Source organism: Streptomyces sp. NPDC001220, assembly GCF_053597895.1.
In genome coordinates, this window is record NZ_JBSFJE010000008.1 from 75,945 (window position 1) to 100,612 (window position 24,668).

Sequence of the window (24,668 nt, forward strand, 5' to 3'; positions counted from 1 at the left end):
CGGAAACGGGTGACCTTGGTGTGGGCGTGGTCGGTGACGACCACGCCCACACGAAGAGGCTTTACGCATCGTCCAATGGCATATGCCCCGACAGCGAGCACGACATCACCCTTCACCGGTCAATCGTGACCTCTTCGCCGCCCTCGGTCGGCCGGCCACTGCGAAACTCCTGCCCTTGCCGGACAAGGCACGAGAGTGTTCTCGCCGGCTTCCGCATGCCCCTAAGAAACCCGCAGGCGCTGAACTCGCGGTTTGCCAGTAGCAGTTCAACATGCTCATCGGCAGGACCCGGGTTTTGCCCGAGAAAGCCAGCACCGAGCGGAAGACCCGCTTCCTCGCGACGGACGTGCCGACGAGGACGATGACGCTGGCGGAATGTAAGGCGCACACTCGTGTTGCTTCGAACTATCGCAAAGCTACCGGCCGGTCGGCCACTTGCCCCTCATGTGGAAGGGGCCCCAACTGGATCACGGGACACTAGAACTCCCACTCAAGAATTCCATCAGCGGTGAACACCGCGGCACACCCGTTGCGGGTCAAATGAGGATCGCTGTCACATGCGGCGCCTTGAACAGATCCGGTCTCCAGCGCACCCGCCACGTCAGCCCACATTTCGGTCACGCTGCGCCAGATGGGTGCGCCGAAGAGGCCGTCATCCCTGCTCCAGGTCAGAACACTCCCGCGCAACTCGCCGGGCCTGTTGTCCACCACCAGCAGGTCTCCCGTCGTGTCGTCACCGATAGGTACCAGGAGCGGATGAAATCCCCGACAAGGCTCTCCGGAAACATCTATGCCCTCCTCCCCGCTGGTCGGAGTTACTGAGGCGGCACGCTTGCGCTGCCACAGCATCTGCATGCGCTGGAGGCCGACAGGGATGTACAAGGGCGGCAGCAAAACGCCTGTGACCGGATTCGGCTCCGCCCCGTCGAAAAGCAGCAGTTGATCCCTCACCGCATCGGGGAACGTCTGCCCCATCACGGACTGAGCCTCAGATATGTCATCCATATCCGCCGATGTTCGGACAGTACGCGCCGTCGAGGGGGCATTCGCGTCCAGAGCCGTTCGGATACGCGCCCAGACATCGGTGAGTGTCGTCGCCATGGATGCCATCCTGCTCCCTGGCGATGATCGTGTACGCCATTACCCACGCCCAACACGGTGCCCAGTGGTCACATGTTGTCACTTGGTCGGGTGATCCGCCGTATGACAGTCCAAGAAACCCGTCCACTACCCTCCGCACTCGACAAAACGCATTACGTAACCACCATGCGAAGGAGCGCGCGGAAGCACGCAACGGCCAATCCACTCAAGGCACTTCACGGCGCGAACGACCTCCGTGCGTCTCGCGCCGCCCCGTCTGCACGCCTCGCCCACTCGGCGATAGCCTGCGGGCCGAAGCAGGATGGTGAGTCCAGTGGGCTTCGACGCAGAACGATCAGCTCGTATCGCTGCCATGCAGGAAACCGCCCGGCCCGTCTGGCAGGCAACCGGTGACACGGACGTACTGCAGCAGTTCCTCAAGGACATCGGGTGTCACGGAGTGGAAGCCGTGTTCGTGACCATGGGCCTGCTGAACTGCGATCTTGGCGAAGCCCAACGCGCCTTCTTCAACGCCCCGTGCCGCGACGCCGAACGCCGCTTCCACAACCACGCCATGGACCTGCTCCAAGAGGCCGCCGATCACGACACCTGACCGCATCAGCGGCCCAGCAGGTACCTTGGCTCAGCCATCAAGACACCGTTTCTCATGGTGGGTCCGCGTCGTTGCTGGGGGTGTGACAGGTCTCGTAGAGCGGCCGGTGCCGGAGGAGCTGTGGGAGCTGATTCGGCGGGTGGTGCCGCCGATCGAGGTCGTCCGCCCGCAGGGTGGAGGGAAGAGGCGAGCCGACGATCGTGAGGCCCTGGCCGGGATCATCTTCGTCGCCGCCTCCGGCTGCACCTGGTGGCAGCTGCCACCCGCGTTCGGGCCGTGCCGGCAGACGGTCTACCGGCGCCTCGCCCAGCGGAGCCGCGCACGGGCCTGACAGGTTCGAATCCGACCGATCGCGGCAAGAACGGACCGAAGATCCTGCCTGGAGTTCGTCGGCGTCGACCCACTGGTGCCGGCAGGGGACCCCGGCGGCCGGCTATTGCATGCAACCAATCCGCAGCTCGCGTGGCCTCGGATTCCACACGGGTGTTCCGCCCCGCCGCGCCCATGGGAGATCCATTGTGAAGGAACGTGTACATATCGGCAGCAATCCAGCTGCCAAACCTGATCTGCAACAGCTCGTCCAGGAGGTGGCGCTGGGTGATCAGGAGGCATTCGCCGCGGTCTACGACGCCGTGGCCGGTTCCGTCCTCGGGGTCGTCCGGGCGGTGTTGCGTGATCAGGCGCAGTCGGAGGAGGTGGCGCAGGATGTGCTGGTGGAGGTGTGGCGCACGGCCCCGCGCTTCCGGCCTGAGCGTGGCACGGCCATCAACTGGATCCTCACCCTCGCCCACCGGCGGGCGGTGGACCGGGTCCGGTCGGCGGAGGCAGCGGCGGCCCGTGACACCAAGGCCGCCCTGCTCGACCATCAGCCTGCGTACGACGAGGTGACCGAGGAGGTCGAGAGCCGACTCGAGCAGGAGCAGGTACGGCGCTGCCTGCGCACGCTGACCGAACTCCAGCGGCAGTCGGTCACGCTCGCGTACTACCGCGGCCTGACCTACCGGGAGGTCGCCGAAGCACTGGCGCTGCCGCTCGGCACGGTCAAGACCCGCCTGCGTGACGGACTCATCCGGCTCCGCGACTGCCTGGGGGTGACCGCGTGACCACGACCGATCTGCACGCTCTGACAGGCGCCTACGCGGTGCACGCGCTGCGCGGCGAGGAACGTGCCGCCTTCGAGCGTCACCTGGCCGAGTGCGCCGCCTGTGAACAGGAGGTCGCCGAGTTCACGGCCACTGCCGGACGCCTGGCCCTGGCCTCCACGGTGCGCACGCGTCCCGTCATGCGGGAGCAAGTGCTACAGCGCATCACCACCGTGCGGCAGGTGCCGCCCGGCGCCGCGCCCCTGGAGCGAGTACGCCGTGGTGTGCGGCCCGGACGGGGCCTGGCGCGATGGGCGCTGGCAGCCAGTGTGGCCGCCGCGGCCGCTTTCGGCGGAACCGCCGTATGGCAGTACGAGCGTGCTCAGGACGCTCAGTACCGGGCAGCGCAGGCGGAGCGCCAGGCTCAGGACGTGGCGGGAGTGCTTGCCGCGCCCGACGCCAAGTCGCGTTCGGCGCGGGTGGCGGGCGGCGCGGGCACGCTGGTGGTCTCCGCCGACCGCGACCGGGCGGTGTTCGTGGCGTCCAGGATGGCCGCACCGCCGCGGGGCAAGGTGTACCAGCTGTGGTTCGCCGACGGCGGGAAGATGCGCCCGGCCGGCCTGATGGACCCCGACCGCGACAGCCAGGCGGTGCTGATGCAGGGTGCGGTCGACGGTGCCTCGGGCATCGGCATCACGGTGGAGCCGGCTGGTGGGTCGAAGCAGCCGAGTTCGACGCCGGTCGCTCTGCTCGGGGTGCCGACGTGAGGGTGTGCGTGCCGACGTGAGGATGCGCGTGGGGAGCCCGTCCGTCGGCGGGCTCGCCACGCGGCTATCGACGTCGGCGCGGCGGCCGGGGGAAGAAGGCGCTGGTGCGTGCCACGTACGCGTCCCAACCGGGCCGGCCGGCCATGTGCCGTTCCAGCAGGCGTTTCCCGCTTCCGTTGATCAGCAGCACGCTCATCACCAGTGGTGAGGCGACGGACACGGCCGCGGCCTGCCATCCGCCGTCGCAGGCGAGAAGGAACAGTCCCCACCAGACGCAGAAGTCGCCGAAGTAGTTGGGGTGCCGGGTCAGCGCCCACAGTCCCTGGTCCATGACGCGGCCTCGGTTGCCGGGCTGCGCCTTGAAGCGCGCCAACTGGGCGTCGCCGACGGCCTCGAAGAACAGTCCGACGGCCCAGATGGCCGTGCCCGCCCAGGCCGGGGCGGACAGCGGCCGGGGCGCGTACTGGGCTGCCTGCACCGGCAGGGACACCAGCCACACCAGGGCTCCCTGCAGCAGGTAGATCGTCCGCAGGGCGTACAGGTTCCGATTGCCGCGCGCGCGGGCCAGCATCGCCGCGTAGCGCGGGTCCTCGCCGTGGCCATGGCCCCGGCGGGCGATGTGCGCCGCGAGTCGCAGCCCCCACACCGCGGTGAGACCGGTGACCAGCAGCCGCCTGCCCGGATCGCCCTGGGATGCCGAGAGGCCGAAGGTCACCACGGCCACCGCGGCGAATGCGACCCCCCACGCGATGTCGACGACACGGTGCACGCCCAGGTTCAGGGCGATCGCGAAGGTGCCGAGCATGACGGCCAGCGAGGTCGCCGCCGCCCACCCGAGGTTGGCGGCGAACGCGTCCCAGGCGAATGTGTTCACCGCTCCTCCAGGTGTCGGTACCAGTCGGCCGCCTCCGCTCCTGTCAGGCCGCTGTCGCCCGTGGCCAGCGGGCGTACGGCGAGGAACTGGTCCACGCCCATGCGCCGCTCCTCGAAGGCCAGGGCCCCGCCGACCAGGTACAGCCGCCACACGCGGGCCGTCTCCTCGCCGACCAGCCGGACGAAGTCGTCCCAGCGTTCCTCCAGCGTGCGGTGCCAGGCGTTGACGGTGCGCACGTAGTGCTCGCGCAGCGACTCCACCGAACGGACTTCCAGGCCGGCCGCCTCCAGCAGGCCGACGGTCTCGCGCATCGGCCGCATGTGCATGTCCGGGGCGATGTACGCCTCGATGAACGCGCCGCCGCCGGGTGCGGTCGCGCCGCGGGACATCTGCTGGACCAGCACGCGCCCGTGCGGGCGGACCAGCCGGTGCAGGGCGGCGGCGAAGGCGGGGTATTCGTCGTCTCCCACGTGCTCGCCCATCTCGATGGTGGCGACGGCGTCGAAGGCGGAGCCGGTGATGTCCCGGTAGTCCTGGCACACCACCTCGACTCGGTGTTCCAGCCGCCGGTCGCGTACCTGTTCCCGCACGTAGGTGGCCTGCTCCCGGGCCAGGGTGACGGCGGTGACCTGCACCTTGTGCTCTTCCGCCGCGTACAGGGCGAGCGACCCCCAGCCGCAGCCGATGTCGAGCAGGCGGGCGCCCGGAACGAGGCCGAGCTTGCGGCAGATCAGCTCCAGTTTGGCGCGCTGTGCATCGGCCGGGTTGGTATCGGGTTCCTGACTGGTCCAGTAGCCGCAGGAATAGGCCATGGTGTCGTCGAGAAGGAGACGGTAGAAGTCGTTGGACAGGTCGTAGTGGTGCCTGATCGCCGCTCGGTCGCGGGCCTTGCTGTGCAGGCGGCCCCGCAGCCGCGCCTGCGTCGCGGGCGCCGGTGGACGCGGGCCGACGGCACCCAGCCGCACCGCCTCGCCAATCGCACGGGTCCAGTCGGCCGGGGAAAGCCGTGGGGCGTGCAGACCCCGCTCCCGCACGGCGGCCCACATCGCCCGCAACCCCCGTGCCAGATCGCCCTCCACATCCAGTTCACCGGTGACGTACGCCTGGGCGAGGCCGAGTTCGCCGGGCTGCCACAGCAGGCGGCGCAGTGCGCGCCGGGAGCGCACGACGACCACGGGGGCGTCTGCGGGGCCACTCTCGCTGCCGTCCCAGGTGCGCAGCCGCACCGGCAGCGGGGCACCGAGCGCATCCTCCGCGAGGGCGGCGAGTCGCTGCGCGGCACCGGTACGTACGGGGGTGCGGGCGGACGTCATCGGGCCGAGGTCTCCTTGGTGAGCAGGTACTGCTGGACGTCGAGGTAGCCGGAGCGGAAACCGGCCTCGGAATAGGCCAGGTAGAAGGTCCACAGACGGCGGAAGGTCTCGTCGAAACCGAGTGCTGTCACGTCATCGGCGTGTGCGGTGAACCGCTCCCGCCACAGCCGCAGAGTCTCGGCGTAGTGCGCGCCGAGGCTGTCCCGGGCGGTCACCGCCAGCCCCGTGTGATCGCGAACCGTCTCCTCGACGGCTTGCGTGGAGGGGATCAGCCCGCCTGGAAAAATGTACTTCTGGATCCAGGTGTGGGTGTCACGGCCGGCCAGCATCCGCTCGTGCGGCATGGTGATGGCCTGCAGCGCCACCCGGCCGCCCGGCGCGAGGCGCTCGTCGAGGGTGCGGAAGTAGACGGGCCAGAACTCGGCACCGACGGCCTCGATCATCTCCACGCTGACCACCGCGTCGTACGTGCCGCGGGACTCGCGGTAGTCGCACAGCTCGATCGACACCCGGTCGCCGTACTCGGCCCGGCGGACGCGGTCCAGGGCCAGTTCGCGCTGCTCCCGGGACAGGGTGAGCGAAGTGACGTGCGCGCCACGGGCGGCGGCCCGCAGGGCGAGTTCGCCCCAGCCCGTGCCGATCTCCAGCAGGCGGGTGCCCTCGCGGACACCGGCCAGGTCGAGCAGACGGTCGATCTTGCGGCGCTGGGCGGCGGCCAGCAGCGACCAGTCCGCGGGAAAGCCGCGGAAGACGGCGGCGGAGTAGGTGAGTGTCTCGTCCAGGAACAGCGCGAACAGGTCGTTGGACAGGTCGTAGTGACGGCTGATGTTGCTGCGCGAGGCGTCCGGTGTGTTGCGCTGTGTGTGCGGCTGTCGCTGCGCCCAGAGGCCGCGCAGCCGCTGCAGGCGGGGCGGAATCAGGTCGGCCGCGTGGGCGGCGAGCACGGTGAGCGCGCCGACCAGGTCCGGCGCGTCCCACTCGCCGGCCATGTAGGACTCGCCGAACCCGATGAGCCCGCGGGTGCCGATGCGGGCGTGGAACGCCTTGGGGTCGCCTACTGCTATCAGCGGGCCGCCCAGGCCGAGGGTGGCGCCGTCGGCGAGCCGGACGCGTAGCGGCAGTCGCCGCAGGGCGCGTTCCAGTACGGACGCGGTGATGGCCCGCACCGGCCAGGAAGCCCTGGGTACGGCGGCCACATCGGGCCAGCGGCCGGTGTCGATGGGGGCGACTCGCTGCCTGCCGGTGCGGTGGCGGGCGGTGGCACGGGGTTCGACTTGGGTCATGAGGCACTCTCCGGGGTGCGGCGGGCCGTGCGCGGCTGCACCGGCAGGCCCCGCAGAAACAGGCGGATGCCGTGGAAGCGGATGGCGGCCGACACCGTCAGGGTCGACCAGGGATGGCGCAGGGCCAGGCGCAGCAGCGCGGGGACTGTCGCGTTGCTGCGTGTGCCGTGGACCGAGGCCGTGAAGGGCGGGCTGCCGGGCCGCTGGAGCCGTACGGACAGATGCAGGCGCTCACCGGGCGGGGGCAGCCGCATCTCGTAGTGGCCGTCGACCGGGTGGAAGGGCGACACGTAGAAGTCCTTACGAGCCGTGGCGGTGCCGGCTGCGTCGGTGTGCAGCAGGTAGGCGTGACGCCGGCCGTAGGTGTTGTGGACCTCTGCCACCACGCAGAGCGGGTCACCATCGCGGTCGTGACACCAGTACAGGGTCAGCGGGTTGAAGACGTGTCCGAGGTTCCGGGCGTGCGCGAGCATCAGGACCTGGCCACCGTGCAGGTCGATGCCGTGCTCCCCCAGGAAGGCGTCGAGGGCGGCCCTGATCGACGGGGCAGAGCCGGTGAAGTGGTCGCGGGCGCTGAAGCGGGCGAGCGGCCGGAGTGGACGCGGCAGCACCGGGAGGTGGTCGAGGTCGACCAGCCACAGGTAGCTGCGGTGCCGCAGGCTGTAGCGCTGGGGTGCCCGGCGCACGTGGGTGATCGTGCACGGGTAGAGGGCCGACGGCCCCGGCCGCGCCGCCTCCCGGTCGGTCCCGGCGGTCACCACCTCTCCCCCAGGGCGGCGGCGGCCTCGACGCCGCTGCGGCAGCCGTCCTCGTGGAACCCCCATCCGTGATAGGCGCCCGCGAACACGGTCACCGCTGTGTTCAGTTCCGGCAGCCGGCGCTGGGCGGCGATCGACTCGGGTGTGTAGATGGGGTGTTCGTAGGTCATGCGGGCCAGCACCCGGGTGGGGTCGACACGGTCCTGGCCGCCGAGGGTGACGACGTAGGTCTGCGGGGCGTGGAGTCGTTGCAGCCGGTTCATGTCGTAACTCACCCGCACCCCGTCGGCGCCGGCCAGGCAGCTGGGCATCAGGTAGTTCCAGGAGGCACGGGCCCCGCTCGCCCGTGGAAGGAGTCCGGTGTCGGTGTGCAGCAAGGTGGTGTTGCGGGAGTAGCGGAACGCGCCGAGGACCTCCTTCTCGGCCGGGGTCGCGTCGGCGAGCAGCCGCAACGTCTGATCGGGGTGCGCGGCGAGAACGGCATGGTCGTAGGAGGCCGTGGTGCCGTCACCGGTGGTCACGTCCACGCCGTCCGCGTGGCGGAGCACGGACCGGACCGGGGTGCCCGCGCGCACCTCGTGCAGGCCGTCGGCGATCCGGTCGACGTACGTTGCCGAGCCGCCCGTGACGGTCCGCCACACCGGTGATCCGCTCACCGAGAGCATGCCGTGGTGGGCGAGGAAACGGAACAGATAGGCCGCCGGGTAGCGCAGGGCCGTCTCTGCGTCGCAGGACCATACGGCGGACACCACCGGTGTCATGAAGTGCGCGCGGAAGTAGGACGAGAACCCGGTCCGGTCCAGGAAGGCGCCTAGCGTCAGGGTGTCGTCGGCGCCCGTCTCGAGCAGGCGGCGGGCGGCCCGGTGGAAGCGCGGTACCTCGGCCAGCATGCGCAGGTACGGCCCACGCAGGGCGTTACGTGGCTGGGCGAGCAGTCCGCGCAGGCCCCGGGCGCCGGCGTACTCCAGTCCGCAGCCCTCGCACCGCACGGACATGCTCATCTCCGACTGCTGCGTGGCGACGTTCAGTTCACGCAATAGACGCAGCAGGTTCGGGTAGGTGCGGCGGTTGTGCACGATGAATCCGGAGTCGACGCGGTGCGTGCGTCCGTCGGGCGCGGTCAGGTCGTGGGTGTGGGCGTGGCCGCCGAGCCGGTCGTCGGCCTCGTAGAGGGTGACGTGGTGGGCGCGGGCCAGAATGTGCGCGGCGGTCAGTCCCGCCACTCCGCTGCCGATGACGGCCGTACGGCGCGGGCTCTCGGCACCTGCTGCCCGCCTGCTCGCCGTCGCGTCGGACGGTCGTTCCATGGTGCTGTCTCCCTCTCCGGGCGGATGCACGGCAATCTCCGGGCGGATGCACGGCAATGTCCAGGGCGTCCGCAGGCGTTGAGGTCTGCTGACGAGTCCTCCGGTCGGGGCATCCGGCGGGCCCTGCCGGTCGGGCGGCCGGCGGATGCCCCGGTGCGAGGTACGCGTGCCGCCTGGATCGCTTCCGTCAAGGCGACCGGGCGGGGCGTGCGTCCTCGGCTGGCACAGGTGTCAGCTCTTGGGCATGAGGACGGTGTCGATGATGTAGACGTTGGCGTTGGCGGTTTTGACGTCGCCGCAGACGACCTTCGCGGAGTCGTCGACCGTGTAGGACTCGCCCGAGCCGGAGGTCATGACCTTGGACTTCTCCAGCGTGTCGAAGGAGCCGTTCTGAAGGTCCTTGGGCGTCAGCTTCTGGCCGACGACGTGATAGGTGAGGATCTTCGTCAACTGGGCCTTGTCGTTGAGGACCTTGTCCAGGGTGGACTTCGGGATCTTGCTGAAGGCGTCGTTGGTGGGTGCGAACACGGTGATGTTCTGGGCGTTGTTGAGGGTGTCGACCAGGCCGGCCTTCTTCACCGCGGTCACGAGGGTGGAGAGTGCCGGGTTGTTGGAGGCTGCGGTGGCGACCGGGTCCTTGGCCATGCCGTTGAAGGAGCCGGCGCCGTTCTTCGGCACCGAGGAACACGCCGGGCCGAACGGCTGGTCCATGCTGCTCGCGCTGCTGCTCGAGCCGCTCATGTCGTCGCTGCTCTTGGTCGCCGGAGCAGACGCCTTGTGCGATGACTCGGACTTGCCCGAGTCACTGCTGCCGTTGGAGCAGGCGGTCAGGGCCACGGGCAGGACGGCAGCAGCGGCGAGAAGGCCGGCGGTACGACGGATGCGGGTGTTCATCATGTTCTCCTGTTGCAACGTGCAGCGCGAAGCGGCTGCGTTCGGGGGATTGCGGAAAGGTGGTTCGAACGGCCGCGGAGCCCGTTCGGTGGGGGCTGGTGATCACTCGACGGTCACGACGACCGAGTGCCATCCGCTGGCGCCGTCGGGGATCGTGCGGGTCCGTTCGTCCGTCTGCACCGCGCGGGTCCGGTCGGTGGCGCGGACGGTGAGGGTGTGGCTGCCCCTGGTGGCCTGCCAGGGAATCGACCACTGGCGCCAGGTGTCCCGGCTGTCCTCGGCGGCCAGGTGGGCTTCCTGCCAGGGCCCGTCGTCGACACGGACCTCGACCTTGTCGATGCCCCGGTGCTGGGCCCAGGCGACACCGGCGACCATCACCGTGCCGGTCCTGGGCCGGGCGAAGGGCTTGGGAGTGTCGATACGGGACTCGGTCTTGATCGGGGCCCTGCGGGCCCAGCCACGCTTGACCCAGTACGGATCGTAGGAATCGAAGGTCGTCAGCTCGATGTCCTCGATCCACTTGCAGGCCGAGACGAAGCCGTACAGGCCCGGGACCACCATCCGCACGGGGAAACCGTGTTCGAAGGGCAACGGCTCGCCGTTCATGCCGAGGGCGAGCATCGCGTCCCGGCCGTCCATGACGTCCTCGACCGGGCTGCCGATCGTCATACCGTCCACCGACCGGGACACCAACTGATCCGCCGCACCGCCCCGGGACGGAGGCTCCACACCGCACTCGGCCAGCAGGTCGGCCAGCCGCACCCCGATCCAGCGGGCGTTGCCCACATACGGGCCGCCGACCTCATTGGAGACACAGGTCAGGGTGATGTGCCGCTCGATCAGCTCCCTGCGCAGCAAGTCGTCGAAGGAGTGGACGACCGGCCGGCGCACGCCCTTGCCGTGGATGCGCAGCCGCCACCCGGTGGCGTCGACTCTGGGCACCACCAGTGCGGTGTCCACCCGGTAGAAGTCGTCGTTCGGGGTGACGAACGGGCTGACTTCGGGGAGGCGCAGTGCGGCCCTCTTGGGTACCGGTCGCGCCGGTGACCCGGGCGTGGGCAGCACGACGTGCTTCCGCGAGGCGATCGCGCCCCGGCCACGGGAGGCGTTCAGCGACCGGCCGACCGCGCCCACCGCGGCAGAAGCCGCCGCGGCGGACGCGGCCGCCAGGACGAAGCCCCGCCGGTCCCACCCCTCGGATGCAGGCAGACGTGCTTCCGCTTCCTCGGTCACCGACTCGGGGGCCGACGCCGGTGGCCGACTCACCGCGGTCAGGCGGCCCACCAGAATGTACAGAAGCAGAGCACCGGCAACAGCCCCCACGACGGAGGGCAGTGCGTCGGTGAGGCTGGTGGAGTCGGGCCGGCTGACGGCGGCCGCCGCGCCGATGACCCCGAAGAGAAGGACCCCGGCGGCTCCGACCCGCCGCAACCGCACCGCCAGCCCACCCAACGCCAGAGCCAGCATGGCCAGCACGGCGAGGATGCCGAGTTGCAGTACGAGCTTGTCGTTGGTGCCGAAGTGGCGGATCGCCCAGTCCTTGACCGGGGCGGGCGTCGCGTCGATGGACGCGCCGCCCACCGCGATGACCGGACTGGACTGCGGACGGACGCCCGCCGCGACCAGTTCGGCCACCGCCAGTGCGGCGAAGCCGGCCAGCGCCCCGCTCAGCGCACCCAGCGCCAGACGCGGCCAAGGCGACCGTGCTCGCTGATCCTTCTCTTCGTCCCTCACGCAGGGAATCCGGTTCTGCACACCGGGCGGATTGGTGCCGGACCTGATCGGGTGAAAGAAGATCCCGGACCAATCCACCACGCGTTCCGCAACGGATTACGCAGTTCAACGCCGCCGGAAATCGCCGTTACTGCTGCACCGGGGTATGGGCGTATGGCCTACCCGGGAGTGCCTGCGCAGGAGTCCGGACGTCCCCCCTCCCCCCTCCCCCCCGGACGGGCTGGGCGATCCACGAGCCTCCGTGTCGCGGCTGCTCAAGGCCCTGAGGGGGTGCCGGCCGGGGCCGGTGAGCTGGTCGTCGGTGTGGGTGGGGGGTTACCGCCGGTTGTGCCGCCGAGCAGTCCGCCGCCGGTGCCGGCGGTGTCGGTCGGACTTGGGCTGACGCAGTGCTTCTTGTGTCCGTGGCACGGTGTGGTGGTGGGGGTCGGAGTGGCCGGTGCGGTCGGGGTGGCCGGGGGTGTGCTCTGGAGTGCGGTGGCGGAGGGTGTGGGTGAGGGTGCGCCGTATTCGTCCGTGCTCTGGCCCAGTGGGGGTGCGGGCGGGAACTGCTGGACGGGTTGTCCCTGGAGGGCGGCGGTCATGTAGCCGGTCCACACCTCGGTGGGCATGTCGGCGCCGAAAACTTTGGCGTAGCCTCCGACGCCCTGCATGGACTGCAGGCCGGCGTTCTTCGGGTCCTCCTTGAACATGCTCACCGCGGTGGTCAGTTGCGGGGTGTAGCCGATGAACCAGGCGGACTTGTAGTCGTCGGTCGTACCGGTCTTGCCGGCCACCGGGCGGCCCAGGGCCTGGGCGTTGGTACCGGTGCCGTTCTTGACGACGTCTCGCAGGACGTCGGTGACGGTGTCGGCGGTCGAGGCGGGCATGGCCGTGGTGCCCTTGGGTTTGTCGAAGCCGGGCAGCTGCCGGCCGTCGGCGACGACCTTGGTGACCGAGTACGGCTCGTGCTGGATCCCGCTGTCGTCGAAGGTGGCGTACGCGTCTGCCATGCGGATCGCCGACGGTGTGGAGGTACCGATGTAGAAGCCCGGTGTGTCGTACTGCAGGGTCGTGCGCAGGAGCCCCGCCTTCAGGGCCTCGCCCTCCACGTCGTCGTAGCCGACGTACTCGCCGAGCTGGACGTAGGGGGTGTTGACCGACTGCTCCATCGCCTTGCGCAGTGTGATGTAGCCCCACTTCGTGGACACGTCGTTGCGCTGGTGCAGGAGCCCGGTGGGGTCGTTCGAGTCCGGCACTTCCCGGCCCTGCTGGTTCTTGATGGTGATTCCGTCGTCGCCGTTGAACTTCGAGTCGGGGGTGATCGGTGAGGCCGGCTGCCCGGGCGAGAGGACGGCGCCGTGGTCGAGGGCGGCGGCCAGGTCGATGGGTTTGAAGGTGGAGCCGACCGGCACACCGGTCGCGTCCGCGTTGTCCGTCCAGTGCCCCTTGTTCCAGCCGGCCCCGCCGTACAGCGCCACGATGGCGCCGGTTGACGGACTGATCGACGCCGCGCCGACCTGGACGTCCTTGTCGGCCGAGCGGTGCCGCGGGTCGAGGTGCCTGTGCTCCATCGCCGCGACGGACGCCGACAGCGCGTTCACCTTCTTCTTGTCGAAGGTCGTGTAGATCTGGTACCCGCCGCGCTCCAGCTGCTGGTCCGTGAGGGAGGTGTGGGCTTCGACGTACTTCGCCGCGGTCTGCACCAGGTAACCGGTCTGCCCGGACATTCCCGCCGACGGCGTGTACGGCTTCGGCGTGGGGAACCCCTGCGCCAGATAGCGCTGTTCCTGGGCGCCGGTGATCTCGTGGATCTTGGCCATCCGGTCCAGTACGTACTTCCAGCGCGCCTTGGCCTGGGCCTTGGCCCGGGGATCGGTGTCGGCGTGCATCAGCAGGCTCGGCTCGTTGACCGTAGCGGCGATGAAGGCGCCCTGGCTGACGTTCAGCTGGAAGGCGTGCACGTGGTAGTAGGTACGAGCCGCGGCTTCGATCCCGTAGGCGTCCCGGCCGTAGTAGCAGGTGTTGAGGTAGCCCTGCAGTATCTGCTGCTTGGACATCTGGCCACCGATCTTCAGGGAGATCATGATCTCTCTGAGTTTGCGGCTGACCGACTGGTCCTGGCTGAGGTAAGTGTTCTTCACGAACTGCTGGGTGATGGTGGACCCCGACTGCACCTCTCCGCCCGTGGCCATGTGGTAGACGGCGCGGAGCATGCCCTGCGTGTCGACGCCCGGATCGGAGTAGAAGGTCGCGTTCTCCGCGGCGAGGAAGTCCCACTGGACCAGTTTCGGGACCTGCGCGAGATCGATGTTCTGCCGGTTGGTCGACCCCTGGGTGGCCATCACCGACCCGTCCGACCAGTAGTAGGTGTTGCTCTGCGCCTGCGTATTGGGATTCGCGCCGGGGATCGTCGTGGTGGCGTAGGCATAGCCGAACAGGCCCAGCAGGCCGCCGACGAACAGCAGGAAGGTGCCGGACACCAGCTTCCACGAAGGCAGCCAGCGCCGGAGGCCGCGCCTGCCCGCCCGCGGGTAGTCGATCAGACCGCGCCGAACGGAACGTCCCGCGTCCTTGCGTCGTGTGCCGCCCGCGCGGCGGGTTCGTCCGTCCCGGGCCTGGGCAGCCCTGCGTGCCGCGGCCCGGCCGCCGTCCGGAATACCGTCGGAGCCGGACGGCATGCCGGACGGTGCGGTCCTCCCCGACGATCGGCGCCGGTGTTCGCTCATTCTCGCCACTCCTCAGCCAAGGACACGGCCCCGCCATCGTCGCGAGACCACCCGCCGGGTGCCTCATGGGGGTCTGACCTGGACAAGCCGACACCCTCCCCGGACTCCTACAAGTTGTAAGAGTAAGTCGCACTCGCAACGTGCATACAACCGCCCACCCAGGAGCGAGCCGCAGTACGGCATCTGCGCCTTCCCGGGTTCCAGTGCCGGCGCCCACGACTGTCGGCGATCCGTGTGCCAAGTCCGACCCAGCCCGCCGACTGCCCCGGCGCAGGGTACGCGTCGGGGCAGTCCGTCGTCGCGGTCGGTCAGCCGAGCGAGGTGAGGAGGGTGTTGAGCGCCTTGACCTCGGTGGCCTTGTCGGGGCTCGGGGCGCGCAGCGACGTCAGGACCTGGTCGATTTCGCTGTCGAGGAAGTGCCAGGACTGCTCGCTCTTGGGCTCAAGGGTGGACTGGTCCTTGTCCCAAGCGGTCTCGAGGTCGGTCACTCGGGTGGTCGCGGCCGACTGGTCGCCCGAATTGAGCTTTGCCAGGGTGTCGGCCGCGATCGTACGGAACTTCGCGATCTCGGCCGGAGGGAACGGCGATGTCGCCTGCTTCGGGGTGAGATGGGCGGTTACCGGTGCGGGGGCGTCCTCCTCGCTGGCCACGGCCGCGTGGGGCTGGTGGTGTGCCCAGATGAGAAGCGCGGCGGTTGCGACCGCTACGACGGCGTAGTAGCCGAGCATGATCCGCTCACGCGCCGGGTTCAGCGCTCGCGGGGCATGAGAGAGATCGTGATCCTCGATGACATCGCTGCGGCTGACCGTGAGGTACACGACCGTAGCGAGGATCGCACCCAGGAAGATCACGCTGGTCACCGCAGTGCCGAGGCCCAGGCCGCCGTCGCCGCTGGGCGAGCCGAGCCAGTCGCCGAGGTTGGCACCGAGCGGGCGGGTGAGGATATAGGCGAGCCAGAAGGAGAGCACCGCGTTGGCGCCGAGGCGCCATCCGAGAACGATCGCGACGATCAACCCGAGAGGCAGGAACACGGAGACACCCGGTGTCCAGCCGGTCAGTTCCAGGGTCCAGTCGCCGGTGGCGGTGCCGAGGGCGAAGGTGACCAGGACCGCGAGCCAGTAGAAGAGTTCACGGGGACGAGTGGTGATGGTGTGGACCGACAGGGTCCGCTCGCGGGCGTACCAGATCCCGAAGACGACGGCCAGCAGGCCGGCGAACACGCTGCTGCTCAACGCGAGGGGAACGCCCTGGCTGTCGGTGAGGATGTCGGTGTAGAGGGTGCCGGTCACACTCACCACCACGACGGTGAGCCAGTACACGAACGGGACGTAGCGCTTGGTGGTGAGCTGCCAGCCCATGACGCCTGCCAGAACCACGGTGAAGATCAATGCCGTGTTGATCAGGCCAACGCCGAGGTTCATGTTGATCCAGTCGGCGAAGCTCTCACCGACCGTGGTGCACAGGATCTTGATGATCCAGAACCAGATCGTGACCTCGGGAACCTTGTTCAGCATCTGCCTGGCAGGCGTCCGAAGACTCTCGGTCGTCGTCTCAGTTGTCACGAAACCCTCGCAGGGAACGAGTGGCAGCACGGAGGGGCGACCCTCACGCCTGCGGAACGGTGATTATCTGGAAATGCATGAATAAGCGCGCAGGACACGCCTTTACCGCCCGCTCCGCCCGGCAGGGGGCAATACGAAAGCGTTAGAAGGCGTGAGAATTAGCGAGAACTCGGGGATATTCGTCCTGGGATTCAACTGCGCAACGCGTTGATCCGAGTCTCCCGATCTCCCCGCGCGTTTTCCCCTCCCGGCTAGACAGAGGTTCTCTGCCCTTCCCCGTCCAGTGGTGGAGAAGCGGTGTGGGCGCGCCTCAGCCGGTTGTTCGCCGGCTCGCCGGTGGGTTCCGCCTCTGGAACCACCGCGGTATCAGACGTTTCATCGGTCATGCTGCCCGACTGTGCCAGCTGGAACCTGAACATATCCTGACTGCCACCGTGCGTATCACTCGCCCTGCTCGGCCTGAGGGCGCATCCGGCACGCACGCGCTTCATTCCGAGCGATGAGTTCTGGCGGTGGAGCGGGTCTGCCCTGGCATGACGCGCATCATCGCTGACATCTCGGTCTCCCTCGACGGCTTCGTCACCGGGCCCCACCCCGGCCCGGACAACGGCCTGGGCACTGGTGGCAAGGCCCTGCACACCTGGGCCTTCTCCGACGACCCCGACGACCGCCGGGTCCTCCGGGAGGGGACGGCACGATCGGGCGCCGTCGTCCTCGGCCGCCGCCTCTTCGATATCGTCGACGGACCGAACGGCTGGGACGACACGATCGGCTACGGCGCCGGCGAGGTCGGCAAGCCCGCCTTCGTCGTCGTGACGAGCTCGCCGCCGCAGTCAGTACGGCTCACCGACCTCGACTGGACTTTCGTCACGACCGGTCTGCGCGACGCGGTCACCGCCGCGCGGGAGCGCGCCGAGGCGGCGTCGTCGGGAAGCGGGGAGGACCTCGACGTCGTCCTCATGGGCGGCGGCGCCACGGTCGGCTCCGCGCTCGAGGCCGGGTTGGTCGACGTGCTGTCCCTGCATCTGGCGCCCGTCGTGCTGGGCACCGGGACACCCCTGTTCACCGGCGGAACGCCGCGCACGCTGGTGCAGCGAAGCGGGACCGCGACATCGAACGCGACGCACCTGACGTACGACGTCCTCTGACGACGTCCTCTGACGACGTCGGGCCGGCCGTCGACGACCCCGAGCTGACCGGGTGACGGGGTGGCGAACCTGCGGCTCGTACCGGCCGCATCGGAGTACCTGGACGAACTCGTCTGGTGGGCCGACACGGAGTGGGCCGATCACCCCTGTCGTCCCGTGGAAGCCCGGCCTGACGAGGTCAACCGGCAGACGCGTGACTACGCCAAGGATCTCCGGCACGCCGCACTCTCGGCCGGCGTCCGGGACGAGATGACCCACATCGATCGGGACCGGGTCATCGGCGACCGGCCAGGAGCCTCGCCGAGATGGAGCCTGCGGACCCTTATCGGCAGGACTGAGGCACGACCCTCTGAAACACCGAAGGGCCAGCCGGGGAGGAAAACCCTCCTGAACTGGCCCTTTTTGTGCCTCGGCGAGATTCGGCCGACGGCGCTCGCTGTATATCTCGTCAGGTCCTAGCCGACGGAAGCTGAACCCACTAGCGGACTGGCCCCAAGTGCGATCGAATGACCAGGCATGCGCGCCGGAACTGACTTGGGGAACCGCACTCGCCGAGCTCGCGGCAATCGTGCTGCTCTTACAGCCCTAGGGGCGCTGTCGCTCCTAGGAGTGATCTATGTGGTGCTGGGGCCGCTGTCATGGCTGATAGCAGGGGACACGGTCCGCACCCTTCACGGCAAGGAACGCGCAGACGCACTCACCGCCGTGCGTCAGACCGTGTTGGCTGCGGTGGCAGGTACTTCGGTGCTGATCGGTGTCGGGTTCACGGCCCGTACTTATCGTCTGTCTCGGCGCGGGCAGGTTACGGAGCGCTTCAGGACAGCTATGGGTCTTCTGGCTTCGGACAAGCTCGCGGGGCGATTGGGGGCCATCTACAGCTTGGAACACGTCATGGCTGAGTCGCCCGAGGAGCACAACACAGTCGTGTCAGTGCTTGCATCGTTCATTCGAGAGAACGCCAGGCGGGACGGCCTGCCGAGCGACGAAGACGGACCGCCGGACGGGATGCGAGACCTGCCGCCATGGGCAACCGAACCCCCCACAGACATCCGAGCAGCACTCGATGTTCTGGCTCGTCGGCCTGAAAGGCCCGAGCCACGCCGCGTCGACCTTCGCTCAACTGTCCTTGTAGGGCTGGTTCTGCGGGATTTTGAGTTCGATGCCCCACCCCGTCTGTCGAGGATGTTTCTCACCTGGGCCGACCTACGACGCGCTGATCTTCGTGGCGCTGACTTGACCCGAGCGATCCTCAATGGTGCTCAACTCTGCTACGCCTGGCTCGGGTCCACCCGCCTCGATCACGCACAACTCAGCGACGTCGACCTGCGGGGCGCCCGCCTTGACGGAACCATGCTGTTCGGCGCTGACCTAGCCGGTGCAGACCTCAGGGACACCCACGGACTGTCTGCTGAGCAGCTGTCAAGCGCCTTCATCGACGAGACGTCCCGGCTCCCCTCAGACCTGGTCGCCGATCCATGGGTCATGGCCAGGGTGGCGGACTGCCGGGCGTGGCGAGAGCAGCACGCCTCGAATGAGTCGCCGCCACCACCGACGCCGAGACCTCCAGCGCATTCGGAATGACCACCGCGATAGTCACGTCTTCTCCGGCCCCCGGGTGCCAACTCCACGGGAGCGACTTCCGCGACGACTGGATCAAAGCGCGGAACGGCGGGCATCATCGCCGACGTGGACTGCCACGATCTTCGGCAGACCGGGAACACCTGCCGCGTCTGGCGTGAGCTGATATCCCGGACGGCCCACAGCACTCCTCGCACGCCACTGATCTATCAGCTCATGGTCAACGGCCGTGATCGCCGATCGGCTCGGCTCGATGATCCGCAAGGAGCGGGGCGATGAGGACTCGCAGTGGACTATCGGGCACGCGCGTGGCACGGCCGTGATCACGGCAAAGGGCCAGTTCGAGGGGATCATGCCCCTGGACTGGCCCTTGGTACTTCAGCTGTAGATTGCGGTAGCGGCGGAGTTGGTGCTCATCCCGGCCGGTCAGCCCCTTTTCGGCCTGGAAGGTCTCGTCCACCCGCCACCTTGATCCGGCGACCCGGACCAGGGTGGTGAGCGGGACCGGCCTGGTGAAGTGGCAGCGGTAGTAGGCGAATTCACCGGTGCGGCGATTGCGGCGGATCAGCAGCTGATGGTGGCCTGGGCCAGGCTCGGCCAGGTCGATGACGGCCCAGTCGTAGAAGCGGTTGCCGTTGGCTCCCGCGCCGGCCGACAGCTTCTGCCAGCCCTGCTTCGGCGTCGGTACGAAACTTACCTGCACCGGTGGTCACTTCGGCCGAGCAGGCCACCGCCAGGACGTACTCCAAGCCGCGTTCCTCCCGGCCAGACCGCAGGTTGGAGTTGCCGCCGTAGACCTCGCCCCCCGGTGACCCACCCGACACGGTGTCCGGCGTCCAGGAATCGGGGGATCGTACGGGTGGCCAGTTCCCGCTTGGCCGCGAAGGCGGTGTCCTCGCAGAGCCCCGACGCCCGGCAGCGGTCCGGGTCGCAGGTCCACTGTGACCCGCGGCCACCCTCTCATCGCTACTCCACACAAGTCACGATGATCACCGGTGGCCGTACCCGCACCCGAGACAGGCCCCATCAGTAGGCCCGGGCACCCGAGTTGGCGAGTCCGAGCCCGCACTTCGTGTCCGCTCGCGCGAACGTCACGGTTGTGCACTCTGACGGTGCATAGGGGGCCGATCGAGTATCTCGATGTACATGATCCGGCCGTCCACGACGTCCAGGATCAGCATGCCTTTCGAGGGCAAGAGAGGTACGCACCGATGGCCAGGGCCGTACGGCTGCCCCTGTGGATGATCTGCCGTCCGGATGCTCTGGCAAAAGTCATCGCCGCAGCCGCACTCGTCCACCAGACGCAGATCCCACGCGCAGATAGCCAGCTCTCGTTCTCCTTCATCCTCCAGGAGAGCAGTCAGCGGCAGGATTCGAACCTGCGACACCCGCTCTTGGAGATCATCCGGGCACAACACTGATCGACTGCGAGGGCTTTTACGCCTGCCCGGCAGGGTGCGCGACTGGTGGTCCTGGTACGGCAACGTGTGCCGACGTTGAGGTGGCCGACCTGCTGCTGGAGCGAACGCCATCGCCCGCCTGGCAAACGAGAAAGACTACCCAGCGCTTGCGGCCGGCCTGGTGCGATCCGCCCTCGACAAGCGAGTCGCGGAGGACATCACCGCGCGCGCCGCGGGTTGACGACGAAGAGGCCGCCCCGTCACAGCAAGGTCCTCGGGATCCAGCCCACCACCGCGGACCAGCGGCCCCAAGTCGATGCGTGCTGCCATCACGACTGCCGATGATGCATTCGGGTGATTACCCAGCCTGCGGGAGCGAGAGATCGGTGGAGCACTCGTTGCTCTTGCCAGGAGGTCAGACATGGGGCACTGGGTCTACGAATTCTTGGGGCGCCCTGGCATGAGGCCCTACCGACAAGTTGCTGATGAAGTGGAGCCGGCCGAGGTCGTGGTGTGCGAAGGCCTCGGCGGCCAATCCGTTGTGGACGGGTTCGTGCGAGAGAGCGTCGATGTCCTGATGATGGTGGCCCGCTTTCAGTGGGTGGTCAGCGGAGATCTCTCTACGGTGACGCCGGAGCTGACGCGGGCGTCGGGGCTGTCGCCGTCACCGGCTGTGCGGGTCTATCGGCTCGAAGACCAGGAGTGATGTCCGACGGATCCGGGTGTCGCCGGTGTCCGGCCCTGGTCAAGACCGCCTCGTGCCCCTCGCCAGTGAGGCGGGCTCGCCCGGCACCACCCAGCATTCTTGGCCCCCCTGGCGCGGCCAGACCTCCGGACCACCGATCGAACTGCTCGTCCTGGCGGCGCTGATCCTCGCCGAGGGCGGCGGATGCGGCATACGCAGGGGAGATCAGCCACAGCGCCGGCCCGACGACGATCGCCACCCCGGCGGCCGTGCGCAACGCGAGCAAGGGTTCCAGCCGCGTCTCCTCGATCGTGAGCCCGGATCGCACGACCTCCCTGAAGGCCCGCAGCCACGTCACGGCTGTGAGCCTAGCCGGAACACCCTGCCGGGTCGCGTCGGCCTGGTTGAGGTGCGGCAGCCGTCGGGCCAGGTGGCCTCCCACGCGCCCCGCGAACAGGCTGGTGGCGGCAGCCGCTGGACGAGGTGCAGCCACCGCGGACACTGCTGAGCGTCTGCCGTCCGTCCTACCGGGCCGGGGCTGGGGGCAATCGCCGCCCGTTCAGGTCTGACCGGAGTGCGGGCGATTGCCCCGGCCCCGGCCGGAGGACGGACAGATCGCCGCCGGCCGGAGGACCGGCAGATCGCCGCACGTCCCCCGGACCGGTCCGGGGGACGTGCGGGACGGCGGCCGAGGGTCGCTCATCGCTTGTGGCCGTTGCCGTGTCCGTTCGGATGCAGGACCACCTTGGTCCAGCCCTCGTCACGGGCGTCGAAGTGCTCGTATGCGGTGGGGGCCTCGTCAAGGCTGAGTTCGTGGGAGACGACGAAGCTCGGCTTTGCCTTCTCGCCGGCGATCAGGTCCCGCAGCGCCCGGTTGTACTTCTTCACCGGTGCCTGCCCGGTGCCCATGCGCTGGCCCTTGAACCACATCATGCCGAAGTCGATCGGGACCTTGCCCTGAGCTTCCAGCTCGCCCTGGGCCTCGGCGCCGCCGGGGTCCTGGGGCAGGAACACGCCCACCACACCGATGTCGCCGGTGAACCTGACCGAGTCGATCAAGCCGTTGAGCGTAAGGCTGGCGTCCTCATGCCCCTTGGGGTCGTGCGCCTGATAGCCGACGCACTCACAGCCGTTGTCGGCACCCAGACCGAGGGTGGCCTCCTTGACGACCTCCGCCGGCTTCTGCTCGGCGGTGTTGATCGCAATGGCCCCGATCTCCTCCGCCTTGCGCAGCCGGTCGGGCTGGTGGTCGGCCACCCAGACGCGCCCGGCGCCCTTGAGGAGGGCGGAGTAGGCCGCCATCAGCCCGACGGGGCCGGCCCCGAAGACGATCGTCTGGTCGCCCGGTTTGACGTGGGCCATCTCGGTGGCGTGATAGCCGGTGGGGAAGATGTCGGCGAGCATCACGTAGTCGGTCTGCCGCTCGGCGGCGTCCTCACCCAGCCGCAGCGCGTTGAAGTCGCCGTAGGGCACGCGCAGCAGTTCCGCCTGGCCGCCCTGGTAGGGGCCCATGTCGGCGAACCCGTAGGCGGCTCCGGCGAGGGCCGGTTCCGGCTGCATGGTCAGGCAGTAGTTGGTCAGACCCTGCTCGCACTGCTTGCAGAAGCCGCAGGCGATGTTGAAGGGCAGGACCACATACTCGCCGACCTGGACCTTGCGGACGGCCGAGCCGACCTCCACGACCTGGCCCATGTTCTCGTGTCCCAGGGTGCGGCCGGACTCGAAGGAGGTGCGGCCCTCGTACATGTGCAGGTCCGAACCGCAGATGTTGGTAGTGGTGATCTTGACGATGATGTCGCATGGGTGTTCGATCTTCGCGTCCGGTACGTCCTTCACGGTGACCGTTCGCGGGCCTTCGTATACCGCTGCTTTCATGATCGCTTCCTTCGGTGCCGCGCAATGACCGCAGCACGGGTGCGATGGAGAAGACTAAGACGGCCTACCGAGCCTGATTCCCCGGAGTTGGTGCGACGGGTCCATGGCTCCGGCATGCCTCCGTGGGCCGTTCACCCGGTTCAGGTGGAACGGCGGTGCCGCCGTGGGCCTGACCGGCGGAGCTTCGACGCTCCGGCGGCATGCCTTGCGAGTCCCCGTCGGCCCTTGACGCGAAACAACCGCACACCGATCGATCAGCGGACGGTTCGTACGCGGACAACCACCAACGGCCGACGACCACCGGCCACCAGCGAATCTCCGCCTCAGGTCACCAGCTGGTCGCCGTCGTCGTCCTGGAGCATGTGGCGGCGCTCCTGTTCGCGCTTGGAGTAGGCGGCTGCCCGGATCGCCTCGTCGCTCTCCAGGCCCGATCCCAGCGCCCCGCCCACCGTGGCGACCGAAGCGACGAACCAGGACAACGTCCAGTATTCCGCGGCGTGAAGCGGGGTTCGCGTCGTGGAGGCGAACACCTGGTCGTTGAGGATGAACAGGGCCCACACCAAGTTGATGGCGATCAAACCCACGTAGCAGACGAGCACCCCGATACCCACGGTCACGACCGTCGAGGCGTTGTAGAGCCTCGCCCTCTGCCTCGCCTCCCGCGAGACCTCTGCTGATCGATGCCACAACTGCGCGTCCACGATCAACCAGCCGATCATGAGCGCGACGGACCCGATCGTGGCGATCACCAGGCGCGGCGTGCTCAGGGACACGGCCAGGTTCCAGATGGTGGAATTCACAGTGGCGACTGCTCCCGTGGCGAGTGCGGCCGCCAGGGCTTTCGACAAACCCGGCACCAAGCGCCACGGCCGGTTGGCGCGGACCATACCGAGGAGCACCCTCAGGTGACCGCGCAGCCCGCTGACGACGTACCGAAGATCAGCGGTCTCCTCCTCACCGACCTGGCCCGGGTGAATAGGCGCGAGGCGACTGACGAAGGGCCCCACAAGCGGCTGACTCCGCGGAGGTCCCTCAGCCCCGGTGGCCCGCGGAGCCGCCAAGCTGAGCACGGCTTCTTCCACGACCCGCCGGGCTCTCGTCTGCAGACGCAAGCCCCCCAGCGGAGGAAGAGACAGCAGCGCCAAGCCGTGTTCGTGACTCAGTTCCACCACGAGTTTGCGCCCGTGTGAGTGCAGCGGAAGGTCGGTGAGGGCCACGACGATGTCCCAACTCTCCGCTCTTCCGCGGTCCATGATCCGGCGCATCAAGGTGGGCGGGTCCTCGGTCCCGGCGGTGAAGGGCTCACTGATCACCTCGACGTCGAACCGTCGCCCCTGGCCTGCTGACCTGTCGGCGAGCCGAGCGGGAAGTGTCCGGGCCATGCGCTGCGCGATCTCCGTGGGCGCGTCGGGATCCGCCAGGAGAGCCACGACCGTAACGCCCTGAGACGACATCCGCGTGGCTCCTTCCCGTCGGCTGCCCCCGCGACCGCCCGTGCCCACAGGATGCCTTCGAGGTATCGCCGACGCCGCGTGACACGCTGGCCCCTGCCGGCAGGTGCAGGCGGTACGGTCAGGTCTCCTCGTCCTCCCCGCACAGGGCCTGGTCCACCACCGGGCCACGGTGGCGTGCGCCACCGCGAACACCCGCTCCGCGCCACCCCGGTCGGCACCGCACGCCGCGCCGCGCGGCCCGTGGGTCTACTACCGGGGCGAGCCCTCGGTCTTGGCCGCCATGGGGCGCATGCTCGCGACCTGGGGCTGAGACGCCGGGGGCGAGTGCGTTACCGGGAAGAGAACCACCGCGTTCGCCGAAGGGTGCCGGCAGGGGTCAGGTGAAGGCCCCGACTGGTTCGGGGGGTCCCCAGCCGGGGCCGATCGAGAGTGGGCGCGAAGGACGGTCGCCTCGCGGCGGGGGCTCCATAAGGCTTCAGCCGAACGATCGTCCTCATGGGCAAAGGGTGAGGCCCGGGGACACAGTTCCCTTCACGCCCACATACCGATCAACGCT

Annotated in this window: 19 protein-coding genes and 3 pseudogenes; 8 read left to right on the top strand and 14 right to left on the bottom strand. The window is 68.7% G+C overall.

The features are described 5' to 3' along the window. Nucleotides 1-477: 477 nt before the first annotated feature. On the bottom strand, nucleotides 478-1,101 hold the full coding sequence (locus tag ACWDGI_RS20350) for an SMI1/KNR4 family protein (RefSeq protein ID WP_450760858.1): 624 nt from the start codon (nucleotides 1,099-1,101) through the stop codon (nucleotides 478-480). Between the two features lie 313 nt (nucleotides 1,102-1,414). On the opposite strand from ACWDGI_RS20350, the gene ACWDGI_RS20355 reads away from it, so the two are divergent. From ACWDGI_RS20355 to ACWDGI_RS20370, 4 genes and pseudogenes are all read left to right on the top strand, one after another. Next, nucleotides 1,415-1,693 (top strand): hypothetical protein, encoded by a 279-nt coding sequence (locus ACWDGI_RS20355; protein WP_450760860.1) that lies wholly within the window; start codon nucleotides 1,415-1,417, stop codon nucleotides 1,691-1,693. Nucleotides 1,694-1,775: 82 nt separating this feature from the next. Beyond that, nucleotides 1,776-2,018: pseudogene (locus ACWDGI_RS20360) on the top strand (transposase); the annotation flags it as partial. A 193-nt stretch (nucleotides 2,019-2,211) separates the two neighbouring features. Further along, the gene (locus ACWDGI_RS20365) at nucleotides 2,212-2,796 is read left to right on the top strand and encodes a sigma-70 family RNA polymerase sigma factor (RefSeq protein ID WP_450760862.1); all 585 of its coding nucleotides are present in this window, start codon (nucleotides 2,212-2,214) and stop codon (nucleotides 2,794-2,796) included. Then, entirely contained in the window at nucleotides 2,793-3,542 is a 750-nt protein-coding gene (locus ACWDGI_RS20370) for an anti-sigma factor (RefSeq protein WP_450760863.1), read from the top strand. The genes ACWDGI_RS20365 and ACWDGI_RS20370 overlap by 4 nt, the downstream gene beginning before the upstream one ends. A gap of 64 nt (nucleotides 3,543-3,606) precedes the next feature. Here ACWDGI_RS20370 and ACWDGI_RS20375 read toward each other — a convergent pair whose 3' ends face one another. The 9 genes from ACWDGI_RS20375 to ACWDGI_RS20415 all read right to left on the bottom strand — a co-directional run bounded on the left by ACWDGI_RS20375 (nucleotide 3,607) and on the right by ACWDGI_RS20415 (nucleotide 15,924). Then, nucleotides 3,607-4,416, bottom strand: a complete 810-nt coding sequence (locus tag ACWDGI_RS20375; RefSeq protein WP_450760865.1) for a DUF1295 domain-containing protein — start codon at nucleotides 4,414-4,416, stop codon at nucleotides 3,607-3,609. Next, a complete protein-coding gene (locus ACWDGI_RS20380) occupies nucleotides 4,413-5,729 on the bottom strand; it encodes a class I SAM-dependent methyltransferase (protein WP_450760867.1) in 1,317 nt (438 codons plus the stop codon). The genes ACWDGI_RS20375 and ACWDGI_RS20380 overlap by 4 nt, the downstream gene beginning before the upstream one ends. Next, entirely contained in the window at nucleotides 5,726-7,012 is a 1,287-nt protein-coding gene (locus tag ACWDGI_RS20385; protein WP_450760869.1) for a class I SAM-dependent methyltransferase, read from the bottom strand. The genes ACWDGI_RS20380 and ACWDGI_RS20385 overlap by 4 nt, the downstream gene beginning before the upstream one ends. Further along, on the bottom strand, nucleotides 7,009-7,770 hold the full coding sequence (locus tag ACWDGI_RS20390; RefSeq protein WP_450760871.1) for a DUF1365 domain-containing protein: 762 nt from the start codon (nucleotides 7,768-7,770) through the stop codon (nucleotides 7,009-7,011). The genes ACWDGI_RS20385 and ACWDGI_RS20390 overlap by 4 nt, the downstream gene beginning before the upstream one ends. After that, nucleotides 7,767-9,077, bottom strand: coding sequence for an NAD(P)/FAD-dependent oxidoreductase (locus tag ACWDGI_RS20395; RefSeq protein ID WP_450760873.1), 1,311 nt, complete (start codon nucleotides 9,075-9,077; stop codon nucleotides 7,767-7,769). The genes ACWDGI_RS20390 and ACWDGI_RS20395 overlap by 4 nt, the downstream gene beginning before the upstream one ends. Nucleotides 9,078-9,308: 231 nt before the next feature. Continuing rightward, nucleotides 9,309-9,971, bottom strand: coding sequence for a fasciclin domain-containing protein (locus ACWDGI_RS20400; RefSeq protein WP_450761363.1), 663 nt, complete (start codon nucleotides 9,969-9,971; stop codon nucleotides 9,309-9,311). A gap of 102 nt (nucleotides 9,972-10,073) precedes the next feature. Next, on the bottom strand, nucleotides 10,074-11,705 hold the full coding sequence (locus tag ACWDGI_RS20405; RefSeq protein WP_450760875.1) for a molybdopterin-dependent oxidoreductase: 1,632 nt from the start codon (nucleotides 11,703-11,705) through the stop codon (nucleotides 10,074-10,076). Between the two features lie 254 nt (nucleotides 11,706-11,959). After that, nucleotides 11,960-14,410 carry a transglycosylase domain-containing protein gene (locus tag ACWDGI_RS20410; protein WP_450760877.1) on the bottom strand — a complete coding sequence of 817 codons (2,451 nt, stop codon included), beginning with the start codon at nucleotides 14,408-14,410 and terminating at the stop codon, nucleotides 11,960-11,962. A gap of 308 nt (nucleotides 14,411-14,718) precedes the next feature. After that, nucleotides 14,719-15,924 carry a COG4705 family protein gene (locus tag ACWDGI_RS20415; protein WP_450760879.1) on the bottom strand — a complete coding sequence of 402 codons (1,206 nt, stop codon included), beginning with the start codon at nucleotides 15,922-15,924 and terminating at the stop codon, nucleotides 14,719-14,721. A 581-nt stretch (nucleotides 15,925-16,505) separates the two neighbouring features. Between ACWDGI_RS20415 and ACWDGI_RS20420 the strand changes: the two genes are divergently transcribed. The 3 genes from ACWDGI_RS20420 (at nucleotide 16,506) to ACWDGI_RS20430 (ending at nucleotide 18,701) form a co-directional block, all read left to right on the top strand. Further along, the gene (locus tag ACWDGI_RS20420; protein ID WP_450760881.1) at nucleotides 16,506-17,120 is read left to right on the top strand and encodes a dihydrofolate reductase family protein; all 615 of its coding nucleotides are present in this window, start codon (nucleotides 16,506-16,508) and stop codon (nucleotides 17,118-17,120) included. 60 nt (nucleotides 17,121-17,180) lie between these two features. Beyond that, nucleotides 17,181-17,579 carry a hypothetical protein gene (locus ACWDGI_RS20425; RefSeq protein WP_450760883.1) on the top strand — a complete coding sequence of 133 codons (399 nt, stop codon included), beginning with the start codon at nucleotides 17,181-17,183 and terminating at the stop codon, nucleotides 17,577-17,579. 150 nt (nucleotides 17,580-17,729) lie between these two features. Next, entirely contained in the window at nucleotides 17,730-18,701 is a 972-nt protein-coding gene (locus tag ACWDGI_RS20430) for a pentapeptide repeat-containing protein (protein WP_450760885.1), read from the top strand. Between the two features lie 391 nt (nucleotides 18,702-19,092). Here the strand turns inward: ACWDGI_RS20430 and ACWDGI_RS20435 are convergent. Further along, nucleotides 19,093-19,637, bottom strand: a pseudogene (locus ACWDGI_RS20435) (transposase); the annotation flags it as partial. An 882-nt stretch (nucleotides 19,638-20,519) separates the two neighbouring features. On the opposite strand from ACWDGI_RS20435, the gene ACWDGI_RS20440 reads away from it, so the two are divergent. After that, nucleotides 20,520-20,804, top strand: a complete 285-nt coding sequence (locus ACWDGI_RS20440) for a hypothetical protein (protein WP_450761391.1) — start codon at nucleotides 20,520-20,522, stop codon at nucleotides 20,802-20,804. Nucleotides 20,805-20,973: 169 nt separating this feature from the next. Here ACWDGI_RS20440 and ACWDGI_RS20445 read toward each other — a convergent pair. The 3 genes and pseudogenes from ACWDGI_RS20445 to ACWDGI_RS20455 all read right to left on the bottom strand — a co-directional run. Continuing rightward, a pseudogene (locus ACWDGI_RS20445) lies at nucleotides 20,974-21,285 on the bottom strand (FUSC family protein); the annotation flags it as partial. A gap of 197 nt (nucleotides 21,286-21,482) precedes the next feature. After that, the gene (locus tag ACWDGI_RS20450; RefSeq protein ID WP_450760887.1) at nucleotides 21,483-22,658 is read right to left on the bottom strand and encodes a glutathione-independent formaldehyde dehydrogenase; all 1,176 of its coding nucleotides are present in this window, start codon (nucleotides 22,656-22,658) and stop codon (nucleotides 21,483-21,485) included. Between the two features lie 323 nt (nucleotides 22,659-22,981). Next, a complete protein-coding gene (locus ACWDGI_RS20455) occupies nucleotides 22,982-24,112 on the bottom strand; it encodes a hypothetical protein (protein ID WP_450760889.1) in 1,131 nt (376 codons plus the stop codon). Between the last annotated feature and the right edge of the window lie 556 nt (nucleotides 24,113-24,668).

Excerpts from the sequence above, each read along its gene's own strand:
- ACWDGI_RS20455 (WP_450760889.1), bottom strand. The coding sequence starts at position 24,112 with ATGTCGTCTCAGGGCGTTACGGTCGTGGCTCTCCTGGCGGATCCCGAC.
- ACWDGI_RS20400 (WP_450761363.1), bottom strand. The coding sequence starts at position 9,971 with ATGAACACCCGCATCCGTCGTACCGCCGGCCTTCTCGCCGCTGCTGCC.
- ACWDGI_RS20395 (WP_450760873.1), bottom strand. The coding sequence starts at position 9,077 with ATGGAACGACCGTCCGACGCGACGGCGAGCAGGCGGGCAGCAGGTGCC.
- ACWDGI_RS20385 (WP_450760869.1), bottom strand. The coding sequence starts at position 7,012 with ATGACCCAAGTCGAACCCCGTGCCACCGCCCGCCACCGCACCGGCAGG.
- ACWDGI_RS20415 (WP_450760879.1), bottom strand. The coding sequence starts at position 15,924 with ATGCTGAACAAGGTTCCCGAGGTCACGATCTGGTTCTGGATCATCAAG.
- ACWDGI_RS20440 (WP_450761391.1), top strand. The coding sequence starts at position 20,520 with ATGGGGCACTGGGTCTACGAATTCTTGGGGCGCCCTGGCATGAGGCCC.
- ACWDGI_RS20380 (WP_450760867.1), bottom strand. The coding sequence starts at position 5,729 with ATGACGTCCGCCCGCACCCCCGTACGTACCGGTGCCGCGCAGCGACTC.
- ACWDGI_RS20410 (WP_450760877.1), bottom strand. The coding sequence starts at position 14,410 with ATGAGCGAACACCGGCGCCGATCGTCGGGGAGGACCGCACCGTCCGGC.
- ACWDGI_RS20420 (WP_450760881.1), top strand. The coding sequence starts at position 16,506 with ATGACGCGCATCATCGCTGACATCTCGGTCTCCCTCGACGGCTTCGTC.
- ACWDGI_RS20350 (WP_450760858.1), bottom strand. The coding sequence starts at position 1,101 with ATGGCGACGACACTCACCGATGTCTGGGCGCGTATCCGAACGGCTCTG.
- ACWDGI_RS20450 (WP_450760887.1), bottom strand. The coding sequence starts at position 22,658 with ATGAAAGCAGCGGTATACGAAGGCCCGCGAACGGTCACCGTGAAGGAC.